The 26,359-nt window shown below is 57.4% G+C and carries 18 protein-coding genes; 7 read left to right on the forward strand and 11 right to left on the reverse strand.

The genetic code is table 11. The features are described 5' to 3' along the window. Positions 1–10 precede the first annotated feature (10 nt). On the forward strand, positions 11–934 hold the full coding sequence (locus K3819_RS17005) for a LysR family transcriptional regulator (RefSeq protein ID WP_085610556.1): 924 nt from the start codon (positions 11–13) through the stop codon (positions 932–934). Positions 935–937: 3 nt separating this feature from the next. Here the strand turns inward: K3819_RS17005 and K3819_RS17010 are convergent, their stop codons facing one another. Further along, complete coding sequence (locus tag K3819_RS17010) at positions 938–1,936, reverse strand: bile acid:sodium symporter family protein (RefSeq protein WP_064597281.1); 999 nt, start codon at positions 1,934–1,936, stop codon at positions 938–940. An 84-nt stretch (positions 1,937–2,020) separates the two neighbouring features. Here K3819_RS17010 and K3819_RS17015 point away from each other — a divergent pair, with 84 nt between their 5' ends. The 3 genes from K3819_RS17015 (at position 2,021) to K3819_RS17025 (ending at position 5,372) form a co-directional block, all read left to right on the forward strand. Next, positions 2,021–2,809 carry a helix-turn-helix domain-containing protein gene (locus tag K3819_RS17015; RefSeq protein WP_221397533.1) on the forward strand — a complete coding sequence of 263 codons (789 nt, stop codon included), beginning with the start codon at positions 2,021–2,023 and terminating at the stop codon, positions 2,807–2,809. Positions 2,810–2,947: 138 nt separating this feature from the next. Then, positions 2,948–4,660, forward strand: coding sequence for an amidase (locus K3819_RS17020; RefSeq protein WP_221397534.1), 1,713 nt, complete (start codon positions 2,948–2,950; stop codon positions 4,658–4,660). Between the two features lie 214 nt (positions 4,661–4,874). After that, positions 4,875–5,372: a hypothetical protein gene (locus K3819_RS17025; protein ID WP_221397535.1), complete on the forward strand. Its 498-nt coding sequence runs from the start codon at positions 4,875–4,877 to the stop codon at positions 5,370–5,372. Between the two features lie 110 nt (positions 5,373–5,482). On the opposite strand, the gene K3819_RS17030 is transcribed toward K3819_RS17025, so the two are convergent. Continuing rightward, positions 5,483–6,466 carry a Dyp-type peroxidase gene (locus tag K3819_RS17030; RefSeq protein WP_409348306.1) on the reverse strand — a complete coding sequence of 328 codons (984 nt, stop codon included), beginning with the start codon at positions 6,464–6,466 and terminating at the stop codon, positions 5,483–5,485. Between the two features lie 159 nt (positions 6,467–6,625). Here K3819_RS17030 and K3819_RS17035 point away from each other — a divergent pair, with 159 nt between their 5' ends. Beyond that, a complete protein-coding gene (locus K3819_RS17035; RefSeq protein WP_064597295.1) occupies positions 6,626–7,603 on the forward strand; it encodes a TerC family protein in 978 nt (325 codons plus the stop codon). A gap of 42 nt (positions 7,604–7,645) precedes the next feature. Here the strand turns inward: K3819_RS17035 and K3819_RS17040 are convergent, their stop codons facing one another. Both K3819_RS17040 and K3819_RS17045 read right to left on the reverse strand, forming a co-directional pair. Continuing rightward, the gene (locus K3819_RS17040; protein WP_064597297.1) at positions 7,646–8,746 is read right to left on the reverse strand and encodes a polyamine ABC transporter substrate-binding protein; all 1,101 of its coding nucleotides are present in this window, start codon (positions 8,744–8,746) and stop codon (positions 7,646–7,648) included. Positions 8,747–8,999: 253 nt separating this feature from the next. Continuing rightward, positions 9,000–10,406: a cytosine permease gene (locus K3819_RS17045; protein WP_064380468.1), complete on the reverse strand. Its 1,407-nt coding sequence runs from the start codon at positions 10,404–10,406 to the stop codon at positions 9,000–9,002. 324 nt (positions 10,407–10,730) lie between these two features. Here K3819_RS17045 and K3819_RS17050 point away from each other — a divergent pair, with 324 nt between their 5' ends. Then, positions 10,731–11,216: a flavin reductase family protein gene (locus K3819_RS17050; protein ID WP_007950450.1), complete on the forward strand. Its 486-nt coding sequence runs from the start codon at positions 10,731–10,733 to the stop codon at positions 11,214–11,216. Between the two features lie 67 nt (positions 11,217–11,283). Then, on the forward strand, positions 11,284–12,327 hold the full coding sequence (locus tag K3819_RS17055; RefSeq protein WP_221397536.1) for an LLM class flavin-dependent oxidoreductase: 1,044 nt from the start codon (positions 11,284–11,286) through the stop codon (positions 12,325–12,327). Positions 12,328–12,430: 103 nt separating this feature from the next. Here K3819_RS17055 and K3819_RS17060 read toward each other — a convergent pair whose 3' ends face one another. From K3819_RS17060 to K3819_RS17090, 7 genes are all read right to left on the reverse strand, one after another. Beyond that, positions 12,431–12,763: a hypothetical protein gene (locus K3819_RS17060; RefSeq protein WP_221397537.1), complete on the reverse strand. Its 333-nt coding sequence runs from the start codon at positions 12,761–12,763 to the stop codon at positions 12,431–12,433. Positions 12,764–13,182: 419 nt separating this feature from the next. Then, complete coding sequence (locus K3819_RS17065) at positions 13,183–13,851, reverse strand: hypothetical protein (RefSeq protein ID WP_221397538.1); 669 nt, start codon at positions 13,849–13,851, stop codon at positions 13,183–13,185. Between the two features lie 112 nt (positions 13,852–13,963). Next, a complete protein-coding gene (locus K3819_RS17070) occupies positions 13,964–14,602 on the reverse strand; it encodes a hypothetical protein (RefSeq protein ID WP_221397539.1) in 639 nt (212 codons plus the stop codon). A gap of 258 nt (positions 14,603–14,860) precedes the next feature. Continuing rightward, positions 14,861–15,415, reverse strand: coding sequence for a hypothetical protein (locus K3819_RS17075; protein WP_221397540.1), 555 nt, complete (start codon positions 15,413–15,415; stop codon positions 14,861–14,863). Further along, positions 15,412–23,883: a DUF637 domain-containing protein gene (locus K3819_RS17080; protein WP_260328932.1), complete on the reverse strand. Its 8,472-nt coding sequence runs from the start codon at positions 23,881–23,883 to the stop codon at positions 15,412–15,414. Before K3819_RS17080 ends, K3819_RS17075 begins: the two co-directional genes overlap by 4 nt. A 24-nt stretch (positions 23,884–23,907) precedes the next feature. Continuing rightward, complete coding sequence (locus K3819_RS17085) at positions 23,908–25,614, reverse strand: ShlB/FhaC/HecB family hemolysin secretion/activation protein (protein ID WP_221397541.1); 1,707 nt, start codon at positions 25,612–25,614, stop codon at positions 23,908–23,910. A 237-nt stretch (positions 25,615–25,851) separates the two neighbouring features. Beyond that, on the reverse strand, positions 25,852–26,301 hold the full coding sequence (locus K3819_RS17090) for a helix-turn-helix domain-containing protein (protein WP_085610569.1): 450 nt from the start codon (positions 26,299–26,301) through the stop codon (positions 25,852–25,854). Positions 26,302–26,359: the final 58 nt, after the last annotated feature.

Here is a 26,359-nt window from a genome sequence, read left to right on the forward strand (position 1 = left end):
GGATCCACGCATGAACCTCTTGGGTGCAATCGATTGTTTTATCAAAGTCGTTGAGGCGGGATCGATTGTCGGCGCCGCCAAAATCCTCGGGGTGAGTGCCGCCGCCGTCAGTCAGACCCTTGGTCGCCTTGAAAATCACCTCGACACACGCCTGCTGCAACGCACCACCCGCAGCATGGCGCTGACGGAGAGCGGTTCGGTGTATTTCGAGAAAGTAAAACGTATCGCGCTCGATCTGGAGTCCGCGCAGAGCGCCATCAGCCACGCGCAGACGCAACTCCAGGGACACTTGAGTATCGCCTCCACCGCCGGGTTCGGGCGCCATGTACTGGCCCCGGTCATTGCCGGTTTCGCCGAACGCTACCCGCAGTTGACGCTTGAGCTCTCGACGACCGACCGCAAAATCAATCACCTCCACGAAGGTATCGACCTGAGTCTGCGCATCGAGCCGCAACTGGAAGACGGCATCATCGCGCGCAAGGTTGCGACGGTGCCGTTCGTGATTTGCGCCAGCCCTGACTACCTGCAAAAGGCCGGTCGTCCTTCTACTCCGGCGGATCTTCAACAGCACGCCTGTCTGGCGTTCCGCTATCCGCTGGACGGACGGTTACTGCGCTGGTGGTTCGTTGAGCAGGGTCAGCGCTTTGAGGCTGCGATCAATGCGACCGCCATCAGCGACGATATCGACGCCCTGGCGCAAATGGCTGCTCATGGTGCCGGGGTCACCCGACTGGCGGAATTCGTTGCCGCGCCCTATCTGGAAAGTGGTCAACTGGTCTCTTTATTCGAACCGGGCGGCGGCTCGACCTTTGCCAGCGCCGCACCGCTCGAGATCTATGCCTGTGTACAGGAACGGGCGGCCATGACTGCCAAGGTCAAGGCCTTCACCGATTTTTTGCAGGAGTTCCTGCATACCCGCTGGCCCGCTCGATGAGGATCAAGGATCGACTTGGGCCATCAGTTCAGGCACCGATTCCTGCCGCTTCGCATACCGCTGCGCCAGCACCGCGCAGACCATCAGTTGAATCTGATGGAACAGCATCAGCGGCAGAATCAACACGCCAATCGTGCTGCCGGCGAACAACACCTGCGCCATCGGCACGCCAGTGGCCAGGCTCTTTTTCGAACCGCAGAACAGAATGGTGATGCGATCCTCAAGACTGAAACCGAACGCCCTGCCCAGCAGCGTGGACGCCAGCAGCACCAGCGCCAGCAGGATGCAGCACACCACCACCAGCCCCAGCAGGTCGATCACCGGAATCTGGTGCCAGATGCCCTCGTTCACTGCCTCGCTGAACGCGCCGTAGACCACCAGCAGAATCGAGCCCTGATCGACGAATTTCAGCCAGTTCTTGTTGCGACCGACCCAGGCGCCGATCCAGCGACGGGCAATCTGGCCGGCAATGAACGGCAGCAGCAATTGCACGCTGATTTTCACGATTGCGTCGAGGGTCGAGCCGCCGTCGCCGTGGACGTTCAGTAGCAGCGTCACCAGCAGCGGCGTGAGGAAAATCCCGAACAAACTGGACGCCGCCGCACTGCAGATCGCCGCCGGAATATTGCCCCGCGCCAGCGAAGTAAAGGCAATCGCCGACTGCACCGTGGCCGGCAGTGCACACAGGTAAAGCATGCCCATGTACAGCTGATCGCCGATCAGCGGCGACAGCAGCGGCTTGAGCGCAAGACCCAGTAACGGGAACAGGACAAAGGTCAGGCCGAACACCAGTAAATGCAGGCGCCAGTGGCCGGCGCCAGCGATGATCGATTCACGCGACAGCTTGGCGCCGTGCAGGAAAAACAGCAGCGCAATGGCGATGTTGGTCAGCCAGCCGAAACCGGTCGCGACCTGACCGCTGGCGGGCAGGAAGCTGGCCAGCAGCACCACGCCGATCAGGGTCAGGGTGAAGTTGTCGGGCAAAAATCGTGGGCGCGTCATGGTTTGTTCATCCGGGGGTTGCCAGTACGTGGAAGCGACTCTAACGTGACTGGAAATTACCGACTAACGCCGAAGAAACCACAGATGCCGCCAAAAGGACACGACAAGAGCGTCAGACGCAGCATTCCCGGGCTGCCCAGCCTGCCGCGTCCGTTGTATGGGCGCACCGAATCGCTGCCCAATCGTGCGCTCACCCGCCGCCACAGTCATCCGTGGGTGCAGTTGTCCTACGCGATTCAGGGCGTACTCGAAGTACAGACTGCCGTCGGTCGTTTCGTTGCGCCGCCGGAGCGGGCGGTGTGGATTCCGGCGGGTGTGCCGCATCGGGTGTTCAGTTCGCCGCACACGGAAATGCGCAGCCTGTACATCGATTGCAGCGTCGCCGACTGGGCGCCGGAGCGTTGTCATGTGCTCGGCGTCAGTGATCTTTTGCGTGAGCTGATTCGGGCCTTCAGTCAGATACCTGTCGAATATGACCAGAGCGGCCCGCACGGGCGTCTGGCCCAGGTGATCCTCGATCAACTGGCCGAGGCGCCGCCCATCGACCTGATGCTGCCACTGCCGCAGGACAGTCGCCTGCGGCAGATCTATCAGAGTCTGGAGCAACATCCGGAACAGCAGACCACACTGGCGCACTGGAGCGAAAAATTCGGCATAACCGAGAAAACTCTGACTCGGCTGTTCCTGCGCGATACCGGTTTGACCTTCCGCACCTGGCGCCAGCGCCTGCGTCTGCTGGGTGCGCTGACGCCGCTGGAACGCGGCGAACGCGTCACCGACGTGGCTTTGGCCTGTGGTTATGACTCGACATCGGCCTTTATTGCGGCGTTTCGCCAACAGTTCGGCGAGACGCCAGGAGAGTTTTTCCGATGAAATTAACCGATATTTATCGACTTTGTGCATGCCATTGGGCAAATTTCAGGGTAGAGTTTCGCCCATCAAGAACCTTTGACATCTTTCGACGATAACAATGATTAACCACCCTTTAGCGAACCTGTCGGCGGTAACAGCATGATCGAAGTCACTGAAGTTTCCATTGCCCAATTGCGCGCGGCGCTCGAGTCCGGCCAGACCACGGCGGTCGAGCTGGTGCAGGCCTATCTGGCGCGCATCGACGCCTATGACGGCCCTGACACCGCCACTGCGCTGAACGCGGTGATCGTGCGTAACCCCGACGCACTGAAAGAAGCGCAAGCCTCGGACGCCCGTCGTGCCAAGGGCGAAACCCTCGGTCCGCTGGACGGCATCCCCTACACCGCCAAGGACAGCTATCTGGTCAAAGGCCTGACCGCCGCGTCCGGCAGCCCGGCCTTCGCCGATCTGGTGGCACAGCGCGATGCGTTCACCATTGAGCGCCTGCGTGCGGGCGGTGCGATCTGCCTGGGCAAGACCAACATGCCGCCGATGGCCAATGGCGGGATGCAGCGCGGCGTCTATGGCCGTGCCGAAAGCCCGTATAACGCTGATTATCTGACTGCACCGTTTGCTTCCGGCTCATCGAACGGTGCCGGCACCGCCACCGCTGCGAGCTTCTCGGCATTTGGTCTGGCGGAAGAAACCTGGTCGAGCGGTCGCGGCCCTGCCTCGAATAACGGGCTGTGCGCCTACACGCCGTCGCGCGGCGTGATCTCGGTACGCGGCAACTGGCCGCTGACGCCGACCATGGACGTGGTGGTGCCGTACGCCCGCACCATGGCCGACCTGCTGGAAGTGCTCGACGTGGTGGTCGCCGAAGACAGCGACACCCGTGGCGACCTGTGGCGCCTGCAACCCTGGGTTCCGATCCCGAGCGTCGCCTCGGTGCGTCCGACTTCCTATCTCGATCTGGCAGTGAAGAGCGATGCACTGGCCGGCAAACGCCTGGGCGTGCCGCGCATGTACATCAATGCCGACCCTGAAGCCGGCACCAGCGAAGAACCGGGCATCGGCGGCCCGACCGGGCAGCGCATCAACACCCGCGCCTCGGTGATCGATCTGTGGAAACAGGCCCGTCAGGCCCTCGAAGCCGCCGGCGCCGAAGTGATCGAAGTGGATTTCCCGCTGGTCTCCAACTGCGAAGGTGATCGTCCGGGCGCACCGACCGTGTTCAATCGCGGCATCGTCTCCAAAGAGTTCATGCACCACGAACTGTGGGACCTGTCGGCCTGGGCCTTCGATGATTTCCTGCGCGCCAACGGCGACCCGAAACTCAATCGACTGGCGGACGTCGACGGCCCGAAAATCTTCCCCCACGACCCGGGCACCCTGCCCAACCGTGAAGGCGACCTCGCCGCCGGCATGGACGAATACGTGCGCATGGCCCAGCGTGGCATCACACCGTGGGATCAGATCCCGACCCTGCCGGACGGCCTGCGCGGTCTGGAGAAGACTCGCAAGCTCGACCTCGAAGACTGGATGGATCGCCTCGGCCTCGACGCCGTATTGTTCCCGACCAACGCCGACGTGGGCCCGGCCGACGCCGACGTCAACCCGGCCTCGGCGGACATCGCCTGGAGCAACGGCATCTGGGTCGCCAACGGCAACCTCGCGATCCGCCACCTCGGCGTGCCGACCGTCACCGTGCCGATGGGCGTGATGGCCGACATCGGCATGCCGGTGGGGTTGACGTTTGCCGGGCGGGCCTATGACGACTCGACGCTGCTGCGACTGGCGGCGGCGTTTGAAGCCACCGGGTCGAAGCGTCGGGTTCCCCCACGTACACCAGCACTTTCCAGCGAGCGTTGATTGACTCTCACCCTGTGAGTCCGCGCTTTAAACGTGTGCCGTGAGCCTGTTCGCGGCACATATTTCCAGACACCAACCCACGCCTTCAACTTTTAATCAACTGTCAACTCTGACAGTTGTAAATAAAAAAAATGACAACTAGATTCGAATTGCAAGAGCGGCAGAACTCACAATTGCGTTTGCCAAACTACCAATTTGATGAAGGTCAATGATTATGGAAATCGATAAATTCTCGCCAGAAATCAAAGCTGCGCTAGGTTTAGACGGCAACAGTGAAGCTATAACTGTCATCTCCAATGAGGAAAAAGAAGCTTCCATATTCCGGGTAAGTTTTGCACCGAGGCACCCGGGTCTTGGTACTGAATTTATTGCGGAGCGATACTTTTACGCAAGCCTGACCCCAGACACCCTCAGTCTCCTGGGATATAGAAAAAGACCAGATGATCTTCCAGACGATCAGATTTCAATTATTCTTCCAAAACGCTTGCCGCCTGGTGAATATCCTTTCAACAACTCCGACCCGAACCTCCCCCACGCCTATGCTGGACACTACCCCAACGGTTACAGCGCAAGGAGTGGCTTCATAAAATTCACCCGCAACGACGCCAACCAGAGGATTGAAGCGACCTTTGAATTCTCTATAAAAACTGACGAACTCGATTACGAGTTGAAAGGAAAGCTCTATCTAGATCCAACATTCCCACTTGAATAAGCACACTACCAAACAACCAACCATTGAATAAAAACTTTGGTGTTTGGCAGTCCGGTGCAGAACCTGAAGAGGGACATAAAAGGGCGGGATCAATTGATCCCGCCGCTTTTCTATGGTTCTGCCAGTTCTTCCAGCAAATCCGCCGAAGGCACAAAGAACAGACTGCCTGTGACGGCGGTGCTGAAATCCAGCAGTCGATCGTAATTGCCGGGTGGCTTGCCGACAAACATGTTCTCCAGCATCTGTTCAAGCGGCTCCGGCGAACGCGCGTAGCCAATGAAATAAGTGCCGAACTCGCCTGCGCCAGGTCGGCCAAACGGCATGTTGTCGCGCAGGATCTTCACCTCTTCGCCGTCCTTGGTGATAGTCGTCAACGCACTGTGGGAGTTGCTCGGCTTGACCGAATCATCGAGCTCGATATCGGACAGTTTGGTGCGACCGATCACCCGCTCCTGCGCTTCGACCGACAGTTCGTTCCACGCCTTCATGTTGTGCAGGTACTTCTGCACCAGCACGTAACTGCCGCCGCTGAACGTCTGATCTTCATCACCCACGAGGGTGAAATGCTCGGCTTTGCGGCCGACCGGATTTTCCGTGCCGTCGACAAAACCGATGATGCTGCGCATGTCGAAATAGCGGAAACCCTGTACTTCGTCGGTCACCGTCACGGCGCCGTCCAGCGCCGACATCAACTGCGTTGCCAGCTCGAAACACAGGTCCATCTGATCGGCACGAATGTGCAGCAGCAAGTCGCCAGGTGTGGAAACAGCGCGCCGCCCTTCTACGCCGAATTCGCGAAAGTCGTGCAAGGATGCCGGGCGTGGACTGCCGAACAGACGATCCCAGGCGTTGGAAGAGAACCCGCAAACACAGGACAGGTTTCCCGAAGGGACACGCTTGCCGACCGAGCGCGTCAGCCCCGCGACATCGGCGCACCAGCCGCGGATTTTTTCGGCGGCATCGGCCTCGGCGTTAAGGGTCGCCACGATGAAGATGGCAGCGCTGGTGATCGGGCTGCAGACGGCTTGAGGATCTGGCGTGTCGATGATCGTAGCTCCCGGAGTGGTGGACTGACTCGACAGCGAGGTTAGCAAAGAAGTGCTGAATGAAGCATTACCCGCGCTCTGCCCGTGTCGTCCGACACTTCGTTATTCACGAACAATACCCACGAAATAAACGATTTTTCTTCGTCGGAAAGCTCCTACTAGCATGGCCCCGTCTACCCCGACAAACAGAAAGACAGGGAGAACGGCATGCACCCCATTAACATCGGCGAACCCTGGATGTGGGTCGCCTTCATCGTTTTTGTCCTCGCCATGCTGGCCGTTGACCTGTTTGTCTTCGGTGGGCGCAAGGCGCATCGGGTTTCGGTACGGGAAGCCTCATCCTGGGTATTTGCCTGGTGCATGCTGGCGATGGCCTTCGCCGGATTGCTCTGGTGGTATCTGAACGGCGAATTCGGCCCCGAAATCGCCAAGGTCAAGACCCTGGAATTCCTCACCGGTTACTTGATCGAGCAGTCGCTGTCGATCGACAACATGTTCGTCTTCGTGATGATTTTCAGCTACTTCGCCGTGCCGCCGGAGTTGCAGCGCCGGGTGCTGCTGTACGGCGTGCTCGGGGCAATCGTGATGCGCGCGGCGATGATCTTCGCCGGGGTGTGGCTGGTGTCACAGTTCACTTGGCTGCTGTATGTGTTCGGCGTGTTCCTGATCATCACCGGGATCAAGATGCTGGTGTTCGCCGAGCAGCAACCGGATCTCGATAACAACCCGCTGCTGCGCTGGGTGCGCGGACATCTGCGGATCACCAACGGTTTTCACGGCGAGCGCTTTTTTGTGCTGCAGAACGGTGTGCGCTGGGCCACGCCGATGTTTCTGGTGCTGGTGCTGATCGAGGCCAGCGACCTGATGTTTGCGGTCGACAGCATCCCGGCGATTTTCGCGGTGACGACCGATCCGTTCATCATTTTCACCTCGAACATTTTCGCGATCATGGGCCTGCGGGCGCTGTACTTTTTGCTGGCGGACATGGCCGACCGCTTTCATCTGCTCAAGTACGGACTGGCGCTGGTGCTGGTGTTCATCGGCGGGAAGATGACGGTGATGCCATGGTTTCACATGCCGGTGGAATGGTCGCTGGCGATTGTCGGCGGGCTGATTCTGGCGTCGGTGGTGCTGAGTCTGATGCTGACGAAGGACAAGTCGCCCGAAGAAAGTCAGGCGAAATAACAGTCAGGGGAGCAAACGTGGTTCGCTCCCCCGGTTTTGGGCTTATTTATCCGACTTGATACTGGTCCAGACCCGGGTCCGCACCCGCTCCAGTTTCTGCGGCAACGGTTGCACCACGTACAGTTTCTTCAGCGCTTCGCTGGTCGGCGTCAGGTTCGGGTTGCCGGTAATTTCCTTGTTGATCAGCGGCAGCGAATCCTTGTTGGCATTCGGGTAGCCGAGGAAGTCGCTGATCGAAGCGATGACTTTCGGATCGAGCAAGGTGTTGAGGAACTCGTGGGCCTCTTCGACGTTCTTCGCACTCTTCGGAATGGCGAAGGTGTCGAACCAGATCGGCGCGCCTTCCTTCGGCAAGCGCCAGTCGACCACCACGCCGTTGCCCGCCTCTTTGGCACGGTTGCCAAACTGGTAGAAGCTGCCGGAATAACCGATGGCCACGCAGATATCGCCGTTGGCGATGTCGGTCATGTACTTGGCCGAGTTGAAGTAGGTCACGTAAGGGCGAACCTTGAGCATCAGGTCCTTGGCTTTCTCATAGTCGGCCGGGTTCTGGCTGTTCGGATCGAGGCCCAGGTAGTGCAGAGCCAGCGGCAGGATTTCCGACGGCGAATCGAGCATTGCCACGCCGCAGGATTTCAGCTTTTCCATGTTCTCCGGCTTGAACACCAGATCCCAGCTGTCCACCGGCGCATTCTCACCGAGCGCAGCCTTGACCTTGGCCGGGTTGAAACCGATCAGCACCGTGCCGACCATGTAAGGCACGCCGTACTGATTGCCGGGGTCGTTGGCGTCGAGCAACTTGAGTAGCGCCGGGTCCTGGTGGCTCCAGTTCGGCAGCTTGGACTTGTCGAGTTTCTGGAACACGCCGGCCTTGATCTGGGTATCGAGGAACTGGTTCGACGGCACCACCAGGTCATAGCCGGAGTTGCCGGTCAGCAATTTGGCTTCGAGGGATTCGTTGGTGTCGAAGGTGTCCCAGGTCACTTTGATGTTGCTTTTGGCGGCGAACTCCTTGGGCACCGATGGCAGGATGTAATCCGCCCAGTTGTACACCCGCAGTTCGCGCTGTTCGGCCTGTACGGCGCTGGCCAGCAGCGTCAGCCCGAAAACAGTAGCGCCCAGAATGCGTTTCATCGTGACCATGTTGTGTTTCCCCGAATGCAGCGTGAGTCGATGGTTTTTATGTTCTGTACACGGCAGTGGCTGGCAAAATCAGCCATGGGCAAGGAAAGTGCAGCATTTAGTTGTGGCTTCGATTCTTGCTGACAGCGTAGACGCAGGACAGTAGCCGGTTGGCCAAAAGGGGATCGAAACGGCCAATTTGCGTGACCGCCGGGATGCGGAAACAACAATGCCCGACGATGTGCCGGGCATTGTTTGGACAGCCAGCAAACGCTCAGTCGGTAAAACCCAACCGCGTCGCCCTACTCTGCTGCGCCTGCCCACGGGTCGCCAGGCAGTAATACAGCGGGCATGTGACGATCAGGCCGACCAGCCACGACAGGTCCGCACCCTCCACCAGATTGGCATACGGCCCGACATACAACGATGTGTTGGCGAATGGCAGCTGCACGATGATGCCGATGAAATAGGCGATGATCGCGTGCAGGTTGAAGCGTCCATAAATGCCGCCATCGGCGCGGAAGATCGAGGCGATGTCGTAACTGCCACGCTTGATCAGGTAGAAGTCGATCAGGTTGATCGACGCCCACGGCACCAGCACCAGCAGCAACGCCAGAATCAACCCGATGAACTCGGAAATGAAATCCGCCGAGGCACCCAGCGCCACCACGCAGCAGCCCGCCAGCACCACGCTCGACAAGATCACCCGCACCTTGATGCTCGGCGTCCACTGGCTGGCAAAGGTCTGGATTGAGGTGATGATCGACAGCACCGCACCATACAGATTCAGCGCGTTGTGACTGATGATATTGAGCAGGAACAGCACCATCAGAATCGGCCCCAGCCAACCGGTGGACTGCTTGACCGCCGCCATCGCCTCAGTGCCTTCCGGCGTCGCCAGTACCGCCACCGCGCCGAAGGTGAACGACAGAATCGTGCCCAGCGTGGCGCCCAGATAAGTCGCGATAAATGGCTTGCCGATCCCGATGTCCGCTGGCAGGTAACGGGAATAGTCGGAGACGTACGGCGAGAAACTGATCTGCCAGATGATCCCCAGCGATACCGTCGCCAGCCACCCGGACAGGTTGAAGCTGCCACGGGTAAAGAAGTCCGCCGGCAACTCATGGGCAAAGATGTAGATGAACCCGGCCAGCAGCGCGCTGCCCATCACCCAGGTGCCGATGCGGTTGAGCGTGTGGATGAAGTTGTAGCCGATCACGCCGATGGCCGTGGCGCTCAGGGCACCGATCAGAATACTCAACGGCGCCGGCACCGACGGCGCAATGCCGACGATGGACTTGCCGGCCAGCACGATGTTGGAAATGAAGAAGCCGATATAGATGATCGCTGCGAAGAACACGATCAGCAGCGCACCATAACGTCCGAACTGGCCACGACTCTGCACCATTTGCGGAATGCCCATGCGCGGGCCTTGCGCCGACGCCAGGGCGATCACCACCCCGCCGATCATGTGCCCCAGCGCTATCGCCAGCAGCCCCCAGAACAGGTCGAGATGAAACACCTGAACCACCATGGCGCCGGTGACGATGGGCAGTGGCGCAATGTTGGTGCTGAACCATAGAGTGAAAAGGTCGCGGGCCTTCCCGTGGCGTTCCGCGAGTGGGACGTAGTCGACCGTGTGATTCTCGATCAACGGATCTTGCCGGGACATCTGGGACATAAAAATGAACTCGATTGGGTCTGTTCTTATCGTTGTATGAAGCCAAACCGGGAGCGCTTCGTGGCCGCTCCTCAGATGAAGACCATATTATGGTATTCCAACATTTTCACAAGACTGATCCGCTCTTTACGACGGCATCTGATCCGGCATCCTCCCTCATAGCCAGCGCTCACGGCTAGAGCAAAGCCCCGTAAATGCTGAGTTTCCGACGGATGAACCACGTTTATCGTTTCACCAAAAAAGCGCTTGCAATCGACGTATTACGGTATACCATCAGACCCATAAACACATAAAAAACGCTTCACCGCACTCGAGGATTGACCAATGATCGATGCTGCCGTCTACAAACAAGTCATGGGCTCGTTCCCGTCCGGCGTCACTGTCATCACCACGCTTGATGACGACGGCCAGATCGTCGGCCTCACCGCCAGCGCCTTCAGTTCGCTGTCCATGGACCCGGCCCTGGTGCTGTTCTGCCCCAACTACAGTTCCGATTCCTACCCTGTCCTGATCAAGAACAAACGCTTTGCCATTCACGTCCTGTCCGGCGGTCAGCAAAGCGAAGCCTACGCGTTCGCCCGCAAAGGCAAGGACAAGGCGCAGGGCATCGAGTGGACGCTGAGCGAACTGGGCAACCCGATCCTGGCCAACGCGACGGCTATCATCGAATGTGAGCTGTGGCGCGAATACGAAGGCGGCGACCACGCGATCATGGTCGGCGCGGTGAAAAACCTCATCGTCCCTCAGCAGGACGCCGGCCCGCTGGTGTATTGCCACGGCAAGATGGGCGCCCTGCCCGCCTTCGCCTGATCCGCACGATTGCACTTAAACAGGCTGGCAAGCGACCGGCCGACCACAAGAGATTCGAGGTAGCGTCATGAAATTTTCCCTGTTCGTACACATGGAACGCTGGGACGAAAGCGTCAGCCACCGTCAACTGTTCGAAGACCTGACCGAACTGACGTTGATGGCCGAGGCCGGTGGTTTCAGCACCGTGTGGATCGGCGAACACCACGCGATGGAATACACCATCTCGCCGAGCCCGATGCCGCTGCTGGCCTACCTCGCGGCCAAGACCACCACCATTCACCTGGGCGCCGGCACCATCATCGCGCCGTTCTGGCACCCGCTGCGGGTCGCCGGTGAATGCGCCCTGCTCGACGTGATCAGCAACGGCCGGATGGAAGTCGGCCTTGCGCGTGGCGCCTATCAGGTGGAATTCGATCGCATGGCCGGCGGCATGCCCGCCTCCAGCGGTGGACAGGCACTGCGGGAAATGGTCCCGGTGGTGCGCGCGCTGTGGCAAGGCGACTACGCCCACAACGGCGACATCTGGAAATTCCCCACCTCCACCAGCGTGCCGAAACCCATCCAGAAGCCGAACCCGCCGATGTGGATCGCCGCCCGCGACCCGGACTCGCACAACTTCGCCGTTGCCAACGGTTGCAACGTGATGGTCACGCCGCTGATGAAGGGCGACGAAGAAGTCCTCGATCTGAAGAACAAGTTCCAGACTGCGCTGGACAACAACCCCAATGTGCCGCGTCCACAATTGATGGTGCTGCGTCATACCCACGTGCACTCGGCGGATGACCCGGAAGGCTGGAAGGTGGGCGCGAAAGCCATCTCACGTTTCTATCGCACGTTCGATGCGTGGTTCGGCAACAAGGAAGTGCCGGTTAATGGTTTCCTCGCCCCGAGCCCGGAAGAGAAATTTGCTGGTCGTCCGGAGTTTGAGCTGGAGAGTCTGCACAAGACCGCCATGATCGGTACACCGGAAGAGATCATTCCGCGGATCAAGTACTACCAGGAACTGGGGGTGGATGAGTTCAGTTTCTGGTGCGACAACAGCTTGCCGCATGCGGAGAAGAAGAAGTCGCTGGAGTTGTTTATTAAGCATGTGGTGCCGGCGTTCAGATAAACCTGCCGCCCGGCATACAAAAACGCCCCGAGCTGTTCGGGGCGTTTTCATTTGGGGTTTCAGCTCTGGGAGGGAGGCAACGATGGCTCTATCGGATCAGTCGCTAATACTGGTAATCCAGAAAGAAAAATACGGCGTATAGAAAGAAGGCAAAGGCCGCCAAAGCCGCACGCCATTCGGGATCTGCATCTCTTCCCAACCCACCCGGGGCAATGGAAATGCTCGCACCGCAGAAGTAGCAATAGACCCCCTGCGCAAACCACAGCTGAACCGCGAGCACAGTGAAAAAACGTCCCCAACTGCCATTGAACTGAAAATAACCATTTATGAGTGCCGCCGCCAACAAGGCAACACCTACACCGTGGCGATATTTGAAAAGCGCTGCAACTACGGAATTTGGGGGTTTACACATCAACCGCTCCATTAGCAGGATCATGCCTGGGGTCTCGTTCCCAATAATGATGAAGAAAAGAACCGCCCCTTTTCATCTTTCCTTTCAAACCCTATAACCCGCGGACCTCATCAGAGCAAGCACGGTCACATCAAATTGTTCGTCAGACATTCCTCTAATTGATCTGACGCTTTTCCAATGCCATATCGCAGGCAGAACCTTACTGTCCAAGCGATCAAATCTCGTCAGGAAAACATTAGCTAATTCATACTTATCCATACCGGGATCAGCCTCTAGCACCCTATTTAATACCGTGCTTGGCAGTTTTCCCTCCTAAATTTCCATTAAAAATTTTGCAGTTTCCGAGGGTGACATATGCATTCCCATCAAATGCTAAAAGCATGAAACAAAAGGTTTTCAAAACAAGGGGAGCATATTTATTAAATAGAATCCCCCCTCCCAAGCTAGACCGCCATCAGCTTTGACTCAGGGGGGGGGGGGGGGGGGGGGGGGCTAAAATCATCAATAGACATATTTTTACTTTTCAATAAAGACACGACAAACTCCGAATCGAAAGTCATAAAAAACTCCAGAGCATCATAAATTTTCCAACGATGCACCTCTGGATGATCAATTATCGACAAAAGATACTGCTTTAGTGGCGCCAAGTATTCGATATAGTTTTCACGCCTAACAAAGCGAAGCATTTCGGAAATCTCGAAAGGCCTCACTCCGGCTAACGCAACAATCTTCAAAAGGAGATCGCAAACGTGTACCCTTGCGACTTCTTTCCCTTCTTTATCAGCGACATTTGCAAAGTACATTGTCACCGCCATTAATATATGGCGATAGGTATCATCATAACCATGTAACCGGTGAACATATAGCCCTTCAAAAACTTCAGGCTTACTCATAAACTCTTCCAAGGCGACCAGGCCTTCACGAGCGCCCCAACTCGTTAACAGCTTTGCAGCATAAAATCGTACTAATTCATCATTCGATTCACGAAGTAGCTCTTTCACAGAGTCGAGTCTATCCTGTGGAATATCCTCAACCTCCAGATCTCCTGCTTCTGCGGCATAGTCTGCATTTTCTGGAATACCATTGAGCAATTCATAGATTCTCGGATCCATTATTAAACCTTCTGCTTTACAATTGCAGATGCATTCCGTAATGCATACAAGCATTGATCAGTGTATTCCTTGCCCCCCTTTAACTTAGACCGCGTCGACTGCCGATCTTCATTCAACGTGCCACTGACGGTCTGAAATCTTCAACCGTCTTATTTTTTTCTTTCAGGAGAGACATAACAAACTTCGAATCCAGCTTCAACAAGCACTCAATAGCATCATAGATTTTCCAGCGATGAATATCTGGATGATCGATTATCAAGGAAAGGTGATTCCTTATATAAGGCAAATATTCAAGATATTTTTCATTAACGACAAAATCAAAAATTTTCCCTATCTCAAAGGGTTTGCTATTCGACAATTCAATAATTTTCGTCAAGGGAGAAAAAACCTGCGCTCGCGCCAAGTCTGTATCTCCCCTATCAGCCACATTGGCAAAATATTTAGTCACAGCCATTAGTATCTGGCAATACGTATCGTCATATCCATGCAGCCGATGACTGTACGTACCTTCCAAACTCTCCGGGCTCTCCATACTTCTTTCAAGAGCAACCAGACCTTCATGAATTCCCCAACTGGTCAGTAGTTTCGCTGCAAAAAATCGCTCGTCATCACCGACTGTATCTAGAAGCAATTCCTTCACAGCTTCAATTCGGTTTAGTGGTATGTCTTCCGGATCAAGATCCCCTGCACTCACCGCATAATCTGCCTCCTCCGGAATACCGTTAAGCAACTCGTATACTTTTTGGTCCATCCCAATCACCTATTTATCGACGGGTTTAACATTACAAAAAAGGGGATGAATTTATTAAATCAAATAAATCTGTCCCCTTTTCCGCTTTTCCGTGTCCCCTTTTCCGGCAGCCCCCTTTTCCGACACTTTCTGCCCTTTCTTGACCTAGACCGCCATTAGCTTTGACTCAGGGTGCTAATATCATCAATCGACATATTTTTACTTTTCAAACAAACCCAGCTCCCTTTGGGTTTTCCTTTTTCTCCTTTACCCGAGACATCATACAATTGCGATCGCCGTGATTACTTGCTCAGGATAATCCTCCAGCGGCACTCCCCAACCGCTAATCTCAAGCCCTGGAAAAGCACCGGAAACAAACCACTCTTCGCCTTCATCAAAACTTAGATCGGCATATATTGACAAATCCGAAACGGAATCACCGAGGCCAAAGCCGGAAGAGAGCTTTCCTTGATATACCAATGCTGAGCCGGAGTTATTCGGATATTCAGGAGCATAGACCTTAATAGCGTATACCTTACCGCCCCGGATCATAATATATAAGGCACACTCGTCTGCGTTTCCAAATGACGTTGCACTTAGAGCGGTAAAAGAAAAACGATATCCACCGTCACCAAGACCATCAATTGAGCTCCAGGCCAAATGGAGATCTGGCCCAAACTCAAATTTATAAATCCCCTCTTTACCGTAAACGAGATATTTATCCAGTGACCTCGCCAATACTTCATTACTTGAACCCAAAGGAATTCCAGCGAGTGACACTGATGGCAATATAGGTGCAACCCATGATATGGGGTAACTCTCATGATGGCTCATAATGGTTTCCACGTATTGTCACTAGGGGAAAATCTCACTTCCTCACCTTGATGGTTAAGATATCGGGTATTTTTATCATAAATCACTGCGCCGCCCGAGGTAAACTTTGGCCGATATTCATTGACATCCACAATCTTGTCCTTCGACCCATCAGAATAGGTAATTTTATAATATTCACCCCTATGCTCAGACGGCGGCACATTCTTGTTTATCGTTGAAGGACTATGTTGTATTTCTTTAATACCCGTCGCACTACCTTCGACCTTATACACTTCAGCATTACCTGAGGATTTCGCCTTATATGTTTGTGTCAAAGTAGCTCCGTCCATGGTAAACGAATATTTGATATCCTCCATTGTTTTGCCCCAAACGCTTGCAGGATTACCAACAATATCTCTTGGAATACCCGCTTGTCTTGCAAGTTCTTCACGCAAACCTACACGCGAGGTTGCTGACGTAGCAGGAGGAACGTCATCTGCAACCGAGCCTCCTGTACCTGAGGCGCTCTTTGAAGTCGTAACTGTGCTATCGGTAACAGTGTTTTTGGTGGCTCCCTTGCTGCCAGGCTTGCCGCCGCCATTATCTGCCAGAAACTCTGCAGCATCTCCCCAAAAGGCCGCGCCCTCTCCATCACGCTGAACAACGGTCTCTCTGGTGATCGTATTTTGGGCTGCTTGGTTGCTCTCGGTGATATTCCAACCCACGTTTAAAGCAGCGCCCGTTTGTCCGCTTAACCGAAGCTGCTCGGCGAGCTCCCGGATTTTTGGCGCATCGGCTTGTAGCTCCGCGGAAATCTTGTTGCAGGCTGTTATGTTTGTCTGACAAAGGCTACCCAACTCCGCATTTCTCTGTTCATCCAGAGTGGCGTAGCGCTCCCGCACTTCTGTTTTACACGCATCAGATGTGCACTTAGCCTGCTCATCCAGCATTTCCACAATTTCGTGATGTAGCAGGTAGTTGTAGTTGGTGGCGTCCTTCGCAATAGTCGCGCCTTCTTGTACGTTGCCATTGCTCACTGCCGCCGCGGCAACGCCTACCAACTGGGAAGACATCGACAACAGGTTGCTGTCGTTCTTCACCAAGACTGCTAACTGGGTTACCAGCGCTTCATTGGCGCCAGCGGCCAAGGCTCCGGTTTTAAAATCTCCTCCCGCTGCTTCGTTCAACAAACCGCCCACAACAGCGTGCAAAGCAATTTTTTCGAGACCTCCATCCTTCCAACCCTGACTTGCTGCAAAATCACCTACAGCATTGAATGCTGCCGCATTCAGAGTACTCAGCAGTGCCCCTGTCAGTGCATTCCCAAAATCTGTGTGCTGACCGAGTGCGCCACCCAATAACGTCGAAGTGGTGTTCTGCAAAAGCTGGTTGCCAGCGAAACGGCCGATGCCTTCAAGACTGCTCAGATCCGTCATGACTTTGCCGGTAACAGGATTCGTCGTTGTCTTCAGGACGCTGTCGAAATACCCCGCCGTAAGACCAGCCGTTACCCCGGAAATCACATAGCTTGAAAGCGCGTCCGATGACGTCACGTCCTGGAATACGGCTCCGAGATTGCCACCATTATTGATAAAACTAGTCGTTGCGTTGGTCGCTGCCCCCGTTGCAACAGCCGCCAGACCTGCTGCCCATACCGGCCCCATCGCACTTAATGCACTCAATGCTGCCGGACCAACAAACGCCGCCATCACGATCGCAATAATGATCTGCGAGGCAGGACCAAGACCCGAGTTGCTGTATTTGAACGACTCGTGAATCTCCTTCACTCGCCGCCAATCAACATCCCCCCGCGCTTCAGCATCCTTCAGCCACGCCAACTGCGGATCTGCCTTGACCATGGTGTCGATGGTCTGGCTGACCGACTCCTGGTTCACATCCTTGATATCAATCTTCAGCCCATCAACCGCCTTCAGCACGATGTTGCCCTTGGCAATCATCTGCGTCTGGCGCAGGGTTTCGTCGGTGTTGCCGCGGCCTTTGGCGGATACCCACGCGGCGTTGTTGTTGGTTTTGGTATGGCTCTCGTCATGCAGATCCTTCACCCCTTCGAAGGTGATGGAGCCACCACTGTCCAGGATGATGTCCTTGCCGCTGTCGAGCTTCGCCACCTGATAGGTCTGGTCGCCCTTGCTGACCAGCGAGAGATTGCCGCCGGTCTTGATTTCACTGCCGACATGGGTGATCTGGGTGACTTCGTCGCGCTGTAGTTTCAGGTTGCCGAAGCCTCCCTTCTCCTTCATGTCGTAGAGGGTGTAGTCCTTGTTCTGCGCGGCCAGCAGATTCAGGTCATTACCCGCGTAGACATAGGCTTCATTGCCTGCACTGATCTTGCTTGCCACCAGGGTCGTGTCGCGACCGGAATTGGTCTTGACGTCGCCACCGGCAATGAACTCGGCAGCCTTCTGGACAGTGTGGTTGTCTTCTTCGTGAGCGCGTTTCTTGCCGTCCTTGCTGTGGGTTTCGACGTTGTGTTCGTCGCCCGCCGAGGACAGGTAGATGTCGCGTTTGGCGTCGGCGGTCAGGTTGCCCTTGGCCTCGGCGGTGCTGGCGAGGACGTTGAGGTCGCGGCCGGCGTCGAGCTTCAGGTTGCCGCCGCTTTTCACGCTGGAGCCGAGGCTTTCCACGGTGGTGGTGATGACCGAGCGATGGCCGCCATCGAACGACTCGTGCAGCTCACTTTCGTTGCGCGTCGCCAACAGGTTGATGTCGCGAGTGGCGCTCAGGGTGGCGTCGCCGCCGCTGCTGATGGATGACGAGTTGACGAGGTCGTTGCCCGACTTGATCGTCAGCGTGTCGCGTGCGCTGATGTTGCCACCTTCGTCCACCAGGGTACGCATACCGTTACCGTCACGTACAGCGACGGCGGTGCGATCGTTGACGATGTCGCCTTTGAGGCTGGTGAGGCTGACCTGATTGCCGCGAATCTCGCCGGCCAATGCGTTGCGAATGCTGTCGGAGGCCATGAGCGTGATGCGCTCGTTGGCTTCGACCAGCCCGCCCTGATAAAGACTGCCTTTGACGTCGACAGACAGATCCTTGGTCGCCTTTAACGTGCCGACGTTGACCAGATCATTGCCCGCCATCAGCTCCAGGTCACGACCTTGAATCAGACTGCCGCCACGCACGTTGCGTGACTCGGCCTGGGCCAGATAGAGCACCGGCACCAGCACTTTTTGACCGTCGACGACGCGTTCTTCCATCCACACAATGTCGTGGATCAGTGCTGCGACTTGCGCGGACGTCAGGCTCACCCCTATCGACAGGTTCAGCTCATTTTTGCTGGCGAGCGCGTTATCCATCAGATAACGGAACTGCTCGTAATCGTTGTTCAGGCCACCAGCGAGGAAGCGCTGACCGGTCTGGGCCATCACTGCGTCGCTGATCAGTCGCGTCTCGTAGCGGCCATCGCCCAGGCGGCGAGCCGCTTCATCGGCGCTGAAACTGAGTTTGCCCAGCAGGTAATCGGAGCTCATGAACGGCGCGGATTGGGTCAGCTCCGGGTTGGTTTCTATCAGGTAACGGTTCTGCGGGTTCGAGCTCTGCACGAACATGCCGTACGGGCCTTTCGGCAGACGGAAAGTCGAGGACGCCGTCGGATCCACAGCGGCAAATGGCACGCCTTTGAAGTCGACAGGCACGAAGCTGATCTGCTTCACACCATCGGCATCCACGCGCTCGATACGCGTAACGTCTTTCGGCGCCTGGGCGCTGGCGTCAGTGCTGTGCTTGCCCAGGTTGATGTTGATGCCGCCGACCGAAGTCGTCTGATCGCTGGAGAGCTTGCCGGTCAGTTGATCGTAGGTGTTGTCGTAGAGCGTGCCGTTCTGGATGCTGTTGGCGACGTCCAGTTTGACCTTGCCACCAGCCTGGAGCACGGACGAGTAGACGTTGTTGCCGTTTTCATCCCAAGTGGTGACATCACTGGTCTGCGCGAAACGCGAGTCGCTGGAGCGGCTGACCAGTTCGTTGAAGCGCTCCTCGTCGAAGTTGCCAGCGGCGACCGCCGCGTTGAAGGCCGGGATGTCGATGAATTCCATCTTGTCCCAGAGGCTGTTGTCGATGTGCCCGGGAGTACCGATTTTCACCACCCGATGGCCCGAGCGCGAGACTGCACCCTGGTTCAACAGATTGTCGGCAGTTACGGTCAGATCGCCATTCGCCGCCAGTAGGCTGTAACGGTTTTCAACGTTATTGGCCTGGATGGTGAGGTTCTTACCGGCGACAAATCGCGCCGCACGCGAGTCCTTCAAGACCTTATCGTTGAACTCGGTGTTGATGGTGATATAACCGCGCTTCCAGCCATCGCCGCCGCCACAGTGCTGAGCGCAGACCCAGCTCAGGCTGCCGGACGACTGCCCCGAGGTCATCTCGAATTCTGCCTTGGCGTTTTCAAACGAAACGGCGTTGATGTCGATGTCACCTTCGCCTTCGAGGGTGCCCGACAGGTTGCTGAACGATGAGGCCCGACCACCGCCAACGGCGTCGAAGGTCAGCTTGCCGCGGCTGTAGATATCGCCATAGAAGTTGCTCAGGCTGTTGCCGTGCAACTCCATCGTGCCGCCGCTGAACAACAGCGTGTCAGGGCCGTTGCTGATGCCGTTGGTGGCATTGAACAGAAGGTTGCCTTGTGCGCCCAGCGTGCCTTTGTTGTCGATCCGCGCAGCGGAGACCGTGAGGTTTTGGTTGGCAATCAGTCGCCCCAGGTTGTCGAGGGTGCCGCGCAGTGTCAGCTCGGTGTCGCCACCGCTGACCAGACGGCCATCCCGCTGAATCAGGTCGTTGGCGCCGATAACCAATTTCTGTTTGGCGGACACCCGTCCGCTGTTGATCAGGTTGCCACCCAGGCTCAGCGTAAGGTCACCGTCGCTGGCCAGTTCGCCGGCGTTTTCCAGGCTTGCGACATTCAGTTTGAGTGCCGAGGCACTGGCGATGCGATCCCCGGCGTTGAGGGTCAACCCCTGCGTGCTGGTGTAGGTCAGGCCACCATTCAGTTGCCAGGTGCCCACGCCATTGACCGAAGCGATATCCCAAACGCCTTTGCCCAGGCCGGTGAGGCTGCCTTGAGAGCCGGTCAGGTTGCTCAGGTCCAGATCGAACAGCCCTTGAGCGGCGTGACGAACATTGCCGCTGAGGTTGTTGAGCTGGGCACCGGCAAGTTCCAGATCCTGGCTGCCGATCTCGATGACGCCGTTCTGGTTGTTCAGGTTGCCGGTCAGTTTGATCTGGCTGGAGGCGCCGCCCAGTGCGCGAATCTGCCCGCCAGCGCTGTTGTTCAGTTGGCCGCCGATCAGTTTCAGGTCCGTGCCCGACTCGATCAGTCCGCCCTGATTGAGAATCTGACTGACCGCCTCGAGGCCCAGTCGATTGCCGCTGATCTCGCCGCCCGAGTTGTCCAGGCTGGAGCCATCGAAAACGACCTGGTCTTTGCCGAAGATCTTGCCGGCGCGGTTGGTCAGGCGTGTCACCGTCAACTTCAGATCACCCAGCAGGCTGGAGATCAAACCGGCCTTGCCGTTGACTGCGCTGTTGTCGAGGTCGGCGCTGGTAATGTCGAGGGTGTCGGCCTGTAGCGTACCGCCCTGGTTCTGCAGGTTGCCGGCGCCGAGCGCGAGTTCTGCGTGGCTGCCATTGGCGAGGATTGCGCCCTGCTGGTTCAGCAGTGTGCTACCGACGATTTTCAGACCATCGCTGCCTGCAATGATCTGGCCCGCGTCACGGTTGTCGATGGTCGTACTGGTGATGTCCAGACGCTGGCCGCGCAACGTGCCGCCGCGATTGTCGAGTTCGACCAATTGGTCGAGCAGCACGCGTTGCTCGCCAGCGTCGATCACGCCCGTGACGTTTTTGAAGACCCCGGCAATTTTCAGCGTAATGTCACCGCCCGTGCCGACGATGCCGCCCTTGTCGCTGTTGTTCAGTTCGGTGGCGTTGACTTCAATGGTTTTGCCCAGCAGGACACCGGCACGGTTGTCGACCGTGTCGCTTTCGATGTACAGATCGGCGTCGCTCTGGATCCGGCCCTTTTGATTGAGCAGTTGCGATTGACCGGCAACGGTTTGCTTGAGAATCAGCCGAGCGCCGTCAACACCCGCCGCCAACAGACCGCCCTCGCCGTTATCGAGGCTGGCGGCTTGCAGGTCGAGGTGATCGCCAATGACCCGTCCGCCACGGTTGTCGATATGACCGTCGCGAGCGACCAACAGCAACTGTTGCGCGGCCACCACACCTTTGCGGTTGTCGACACTGCCGGCGTGAACATCCACGTCACCCTGGCTGGCTTGCAGTCGACCCAAGGCATTGTTCAGGTGCTTGTTGACGACCAGCGTGAGCTTGCCGGTTTCGGCACTGATCGCGCCTTTGTCATTGCTGGTGAGATTGTCCAGCGTCGCATCGACAACACCACCGAGCAGTTGGCCATTGGCGTTGCCCAGACCGCGTGCGGTCAGGTTCAGGGTCGTGTTGCCCTGAATCAGGCCCTGAGTGTTGTCCAGGTCTTCGCTGGCCAGCACGCTGTCATCGGATGAAATCGTGCCTTGGGTGTTGTCGAGCTTGCCGCGACTGTTCAGTTCAAGGGTTTTACCGGTCAGACTGGCATTGCGGTTGTCGATGCTCTGGGCAGCGACGTTCAAGCGTTTCGATGCCTGAACCTTGCCGTCTTGGTTGTCGAGATCCTGATCCAGCGTCAGATCAACATTGCCGTTTTCGGCACTGATGACACCCTTGCTGCTGTTGTCCAGCCGAGTGCCGGTAATCCGAATCGAACCGGAGGCCAACGTACCGCCCTGATTGAGCAGCTCGGCGCCCGAAACGACGAGGTCGTTCTTTGCCTGGATCTTGCCTTTGCCATTGTTCAGACGTTCGTGGGCAACGACTTTGGTGTCGCTTTGGCTGGCAGCAAGCAGGCCGCCAGCGTTATCGAGTTGTCGGGTATCGATATCCAGACGTCCGGCGATGATCTTGCCGTCGTCGTTGTGCAGCGCCCGCGCATTGAGTTTCAAACTACCGCCGGCGATTTCAATCCGGCCTTTGCGGTTGTCCAGATTGTCGACCGAGAGCGCTGCCGCCTGACCGTCGGCAAAGCGGATCAAGCCACTGAGGTTGACGATGGCCGGGACGTTGAACGCCAGGCTGGTTTCGCCGTAGATCCGTGCGTCAGCTCCTTGGTTGATCAGGCGAGTGGCGCTCAGCGCGACGTTTCTGGCCTGGACGATACCGTTCTGGTTATCGAACCCGCCGGCGGCACTGGCGCTCAGCGAACGACTGGCCAACACACTGCCACGGTTGCTCACGGCACCGCTGTTGATAGTGAGATCGCCATTGCTGTTGCGGCTGTTGTCCGCGTTCACCCCGGCTTCGATCACTCCGGCATTGGTCAGCGTACCGCCGCTGCTCAGACGCACGGAATCCCGGGCGGCAAGGCTTTGCTGGTTGACCAGATCCTGTGCGGTTTGCGCAGCCAGTTGCGTGCCCGCGTAAACGGACTGTTGAGCTTCGAGCCCCTTGGCTTTGATGTCGACCGCATTGCTGGCCGTGACTTTGGCCAGCGTCAGTTGGCCATTGGCGTCGATCTGGATATCCCCGGCGCTGGCCGCCAGCTCGCCCGCCAGTTTCACCCCAACACCGGCCTCGGTCCCGACCAGTTTGATTGCCCCGGCGTACATCCCGCCGAGTGCCGAAGAGTCGATCGCCAGTTGCGGCTTGGCGCTGCCGTCATCGGCACGCGCGGTAGCGTTGAGCGTTTCGGCGTTTACATCGTTGCGACCGGTGGTGATGTTCAGGCCTTTGGCGTGGATCTGCGCGTTGATCTGCGCACTGCGGGTAATGATTTCGAAGCTGTCGACAGCGCTGGCATCCAGACCTTTGCCATCGATGGAAACGCTGCCCTGATCGACCTGGAAACGATCCAGACGACCCGCGCCATCGAGTACCGGTTTACCGGTGGTGAGGGTGACGCGTGGTGTATTGATGAAGCCGCAACCGTTACAGCTGATGCCATATGGATTGGCGACGATCACCCGCGCTGACTGCCCCGCCACTTCGGTGTAACCGCGCAACTGGCTCGGACTGCCGCCGTTGACTTCGTTGAGGATGGTTTGCGCAGCTGCTGCGCGCAGGTTCGGGTTACCGAGAATGATCCCGCCCATCTGCGTCAGCTGAGTGCGGCTGGTCGCGTTGTTGAGGATCAGGCCTTGGGCGTCCACGTTGTAATCGTGGAACTGGTTGTGCGACAGCCCTGCGCCATTGGGCGTGGCGATGTTGATGATCGGCACGCCGTTGCCCGTCAGGTCGAGCGTGGTGCCGGGCGCGCTGACCACAATTCCGTCTGCCTGCGCCCACATCGGCTGCCAGAACATGACGTTGGCCAGCAGGAACGCCAGGCCGCGTTTGGGCATGCCCCAGAAGCGTTCGCGGTTTTTTAAGGCAGCAGAAGGCTGACTGGCCAGAAAAGCCAGGTGGCGAATGTCCATATTAGAATCTCGGAGCAGGCAGAATTAGATAAAGAAATCCAGGCGGAAGTAGATCGGCGCTTCGCGCTCGGTCAGCGCGGCCGGTCGTTCCAGGGAATGGGCAAAAGTCACACTTGCTGCCACGTGTTCGCCACGCGCAAACAGCTCCAGCGAGTTGCTCGACATGCGCCCGTGTTGCTCGCCGTTGTAACGGTCGCCACGAATCACGCCCTGGTCGTAACCGAGGCTGGTGCCGTATTCGGCGAACACCGGGCGCAGCCATTCGGCACTCACCGGGCGCGACCAGCGCAGGTCGTTGCGCCAATAGCCGCCGCTGTCGCCAGACAGCGATTGATCCTTGTAGCCACGGATCGAAGACGACCCGCCGAGGCTGGTGCGTTGCGGGCTGAACAACACGTCCTCACTGCGCTGGCCGGTCATCAGGCTGCTAAAGCTGAAGGACTCGCCCCACACTTTGAATGGCTGCAGATAGCTCAGGGTCGCGGTGTACTTGCGATAGCGCGCGTCGGGCTCGCCGGGACCCGGATCGTGGCTGCCCTGAGCGTCGAACGCGCCGATGCCTTCCTGCATGCCGGCATCGAAGTTGACGAAGGCGCTGCCGATCCGTCGCCCGTGGTTGAAGCCGAACTGCGCTTCGCTGATGCGGTTGCTGCTCAACTTGAGCTTGCTGTCTTCGATGAAGTTGTTGGTGCGCAGATATGAAAGTCCGGCGCTGAGGGAGGTCTTGCTGACCGAGTCGCGATGGATCACCCGCTCGGCGCGCAACTGATGGTTCTCGCTGTCGCCGGTCTGCTTGAAGTTGTAGCCGTTGGCAGCGATCTGCGAGCGGTACTCACTCTGGCTGTAGGTGTAGCTGAAATTCCACCAGCCCCACGGCAGGTTGTAGTTGAGCATGGCATTGTTGGAGGTGTGCTGGTGATCGGTCATCGCGTCGTGACCACCGCGCAGGCTCAACTGGTCAGCCAGGCCCAGCGGGCTGTCCCAATCGAACGTGGTGCCCCACTGCTGCTCACCCGTGCTGCGCTGGCCATCGTTGCTGCGCGACAGCCCGGCGCGCCAGGGCTTTTGCGGAGTATTGGTGACCAGCACCTCACTGCCGCCAACGTTCTTGCCCGGCGAAAGCTCCATTTTTGCCTGATTGGACGGCAGACGATTGAGCTGATCGACCATCTGCTCGATCTCGCGCAGGTTCACCAGCTCACCGGCCTCGCCGGGAAACGCCATCGACAACTCACGCTCAGAGAGCTTGCTGTTGTCGGCGCCTTTCAAGCCCTCGAGTTTGCCTTCGACCACCAGTACTTTGAGATGTCCACCGGACAGATCCTGCTGTGGCAGGTAAGCACGGCTGGTCACCCAACCCTTCTCGATGTAGTGATCGGTGATGACCTTCAGTACTTCATTCAGCTGAGGCACACCGAGGCACTGGCCGAGGTAGGGCTTGAGCAAACGGCTCTTGTCACTCTCCGACAGGCTGTCGGCGCCTTTGAGCTCGATGTCGTTGATCTGAAAGCAACGCGTGTCGGTGGGGGCTTCCGGCTGCGCCGGTTTGGCCTCTTTGCCAGGTAGATCCTTGAGCTCTTCGAGCCGCCGCTGCTGCTCTTCGAGCAGACGGTTCTGACGTTCGCGAATCAGGTCGGTTTCACCGGGGGTAGGTGCTGCAAGTGCGGTTTGGAGCGGAGAAAGGCATAGCAAAGCCAAGCACAACCTCGCCACGAGGGCGGGTGAGGACATGTTCGATCCCTCGAGACGGAAAGCGATATCAGAATAATGGCGCGATGTTAAAGAGCCACTATTCTGACGTCAAATTAAGGATTCACCGAAATAGTGTGGCCGACGAGCGGCATCGGTGAAATCGTCCGACTCCGATAGAGATGCAGGATGTTTCGTAGATCAACCAAGGAAAAACGGTCACCAAATCTGAGAACGTTCCGAAAAACGAAACATCCGACAGATCCCGCTCACTTCACTTCAGTACTCAACAGCCCGTTTCGTCGCCACATCGTCCGGTGCCAGCACTCGACCATCGGCTGACCGCAACTCAAGCTTGCGAATCGGCTGCCCCTTCTGCGCATCCACCATCACCGACCCCGCCTCGCCCGGCTCGAACATGAACTCCCCTCCCCACTGCGACAACGCGACGATCACGGTTTGCAACGCCCGGCCCTTTTCCGTCAGCACGTACTCCTTGTAAGCACTGCCATCGGACGCCGGCACCAGGCGCAGGATGCCCCGCTCCACCAGCCCTTTGAGCCGCATGCTCAACATGTTCTTGGCGATTTCCAGGCTCTTCTCGAAATCGCTGAAACGGCTGATGCCTTCCAGCGCGTCGCGGATGATCAGCAACGACCACCAGTCGCCGATCAGGTCCAGCGTCCGAGCAACCGGGCAGATGTTGCCCTCCAGGCTTTTGCGTTTCATTCAGCGCTCTCCAGCAAAACGGTCATCAAATCGTGGTTGCATCTTACAACTCTGACGC

Source organism: Pseudomonas sp. 3-2 (assembly GCF_019710535.1).
GTDB lineage: Bacteria > Pseudomonadota > Gammaproteobacteria > Pseudomonadales > Pseudomonadaceae > Aquipseudomonas > Aquipseudomonas pharyngis.

What these genes read in the sequence shown, in the direction of transcription:
- K3819_RS17005 (WP_085610556.1), top strand. Translation starts at nt 11, where the DNA reads ATGAACCTCTTGGGTGCAATCGATTGTTTTATCAAAGTCGTTGAGGCG.
- K3819_RS17010 (WP_064597281.1), bottom strand. Translation starts at nt 1,936, where the DNA reads ATGACGCGCCCACGATTTTTGCCCGACAACTTCACCCTGACCCTGATC.
- K3819_RS17015 (WP_221397533.1), top strand. Translation starts at nt 2,021, where the DNA reads ATGCCGCCAAAAGGACACGACAAGAGCGTCAGACGCAGCATTCCCGGG.
- K3819_RS17020 (WP_221397534.1), top strand. Translation starts at nt 2,948, where the DNA reads ATGATCGAAGTCACTGAAGTTTCCATTGCCCAATTGCGCGCGGCGCTC.
- K3819_RS17025 (WP_221397535.1), top strand. Translation starts at nt 4,875, where the DNA reads ATGGAAATCGATAAATTCTCGCCAGAAATCAAAGCTGCGCTAGGTTTA.
- K3819_RS17035 (WP_064597295.1), top strand. Translation starts at nt 6,626, where the DNA reads ATGCACCCCATTAACATCGGCGAACCCTGGATGTGGGTCGCCTTCATC.
- K3819_RS17040 (WP_064597297.1), bottom strand. Translation starts at nt 8,746, where the DNA reads ATGGTCACGATGAAACGCATTCTGGGCGCTACTGTTTTCGGGCTGACG.
- K3819_RS17045 (WP_064380468.1), bottom strand. Translation starts at nt 10,406, where the DNA reads ATGTCCCAGATGTCCCGGCAAGATCCGTTGATCGAGAATCACACGGTC.
- K3819_RS17050 (WP_007950450.1), top strand. Translation starts at nt 10,731, where the DNA reads ATGATCGATGCTGCCGTCTACAAACAAGTCATGGGCTCGTTCCCGTCC.
- K3819_RS17055 (WP_221397536.1), top strand. Translation starts at nt 11,284, where the DNA reads ATGAAATTTTCCCTGTTCGTACACATGGAACGCTGGGACGAAAGCGTC.
- K3819_RS17060 (WP_221397537.1), bottom strand. Translation starts at nt 12,763, where the DNA reads ATGATCCTGCTAATGGAGCGGTTGATGTGTAAACCCCCAAATTCCGTA.
- K3819_RS17065 (WP_221397538.1), bottom strand. Translation starts at nt 13,851, where the DNA reads ATGGATCCGAGAATCTATGAATTGCTCAATGGTATTCCAGAAAATGCA.
- K3819_RS17070 (WP_221397539.1), bottom strand. Translation starts at nt 14,602, where the DNA reads ATGGACCAAAAAGTATACGAGTTGCTTAACGGTATTCCGGAGGAGGCA.
- K3819_RS17075 (WP_221397540.1), bottom strand. Translation starts at nt 15,415, where the DNA reads ATGAGCCATCATGAGAGTTACCCCATATCATGGGTTGCACCTATATTG.
- K3819_RS17080 (WP_260328932.1), bottom strand. Translation starts at nt 23,883, where the DNA reads ATGGACATTCGCCACCTGGCTTTTCTGGCCAGTCAGCCTTCTGCTGCC.
- K3819_RS17085 (WP_221397541.1), bottom strand. Translation starts at nt 25,614, where the DNA reads ATGTCCTCACCCGCCCTCGTGGCGAGGTTGTGCTTGGCTTTGCTATGC.
- K3819_RS17090 (WP_085610569.1), bottom strand. Translation starts at nt 26,301, where the DNA reads ATGAAACGCAAAAGCCTGGAGGGCAACATCTGCCCGGTTGCTCGGACG.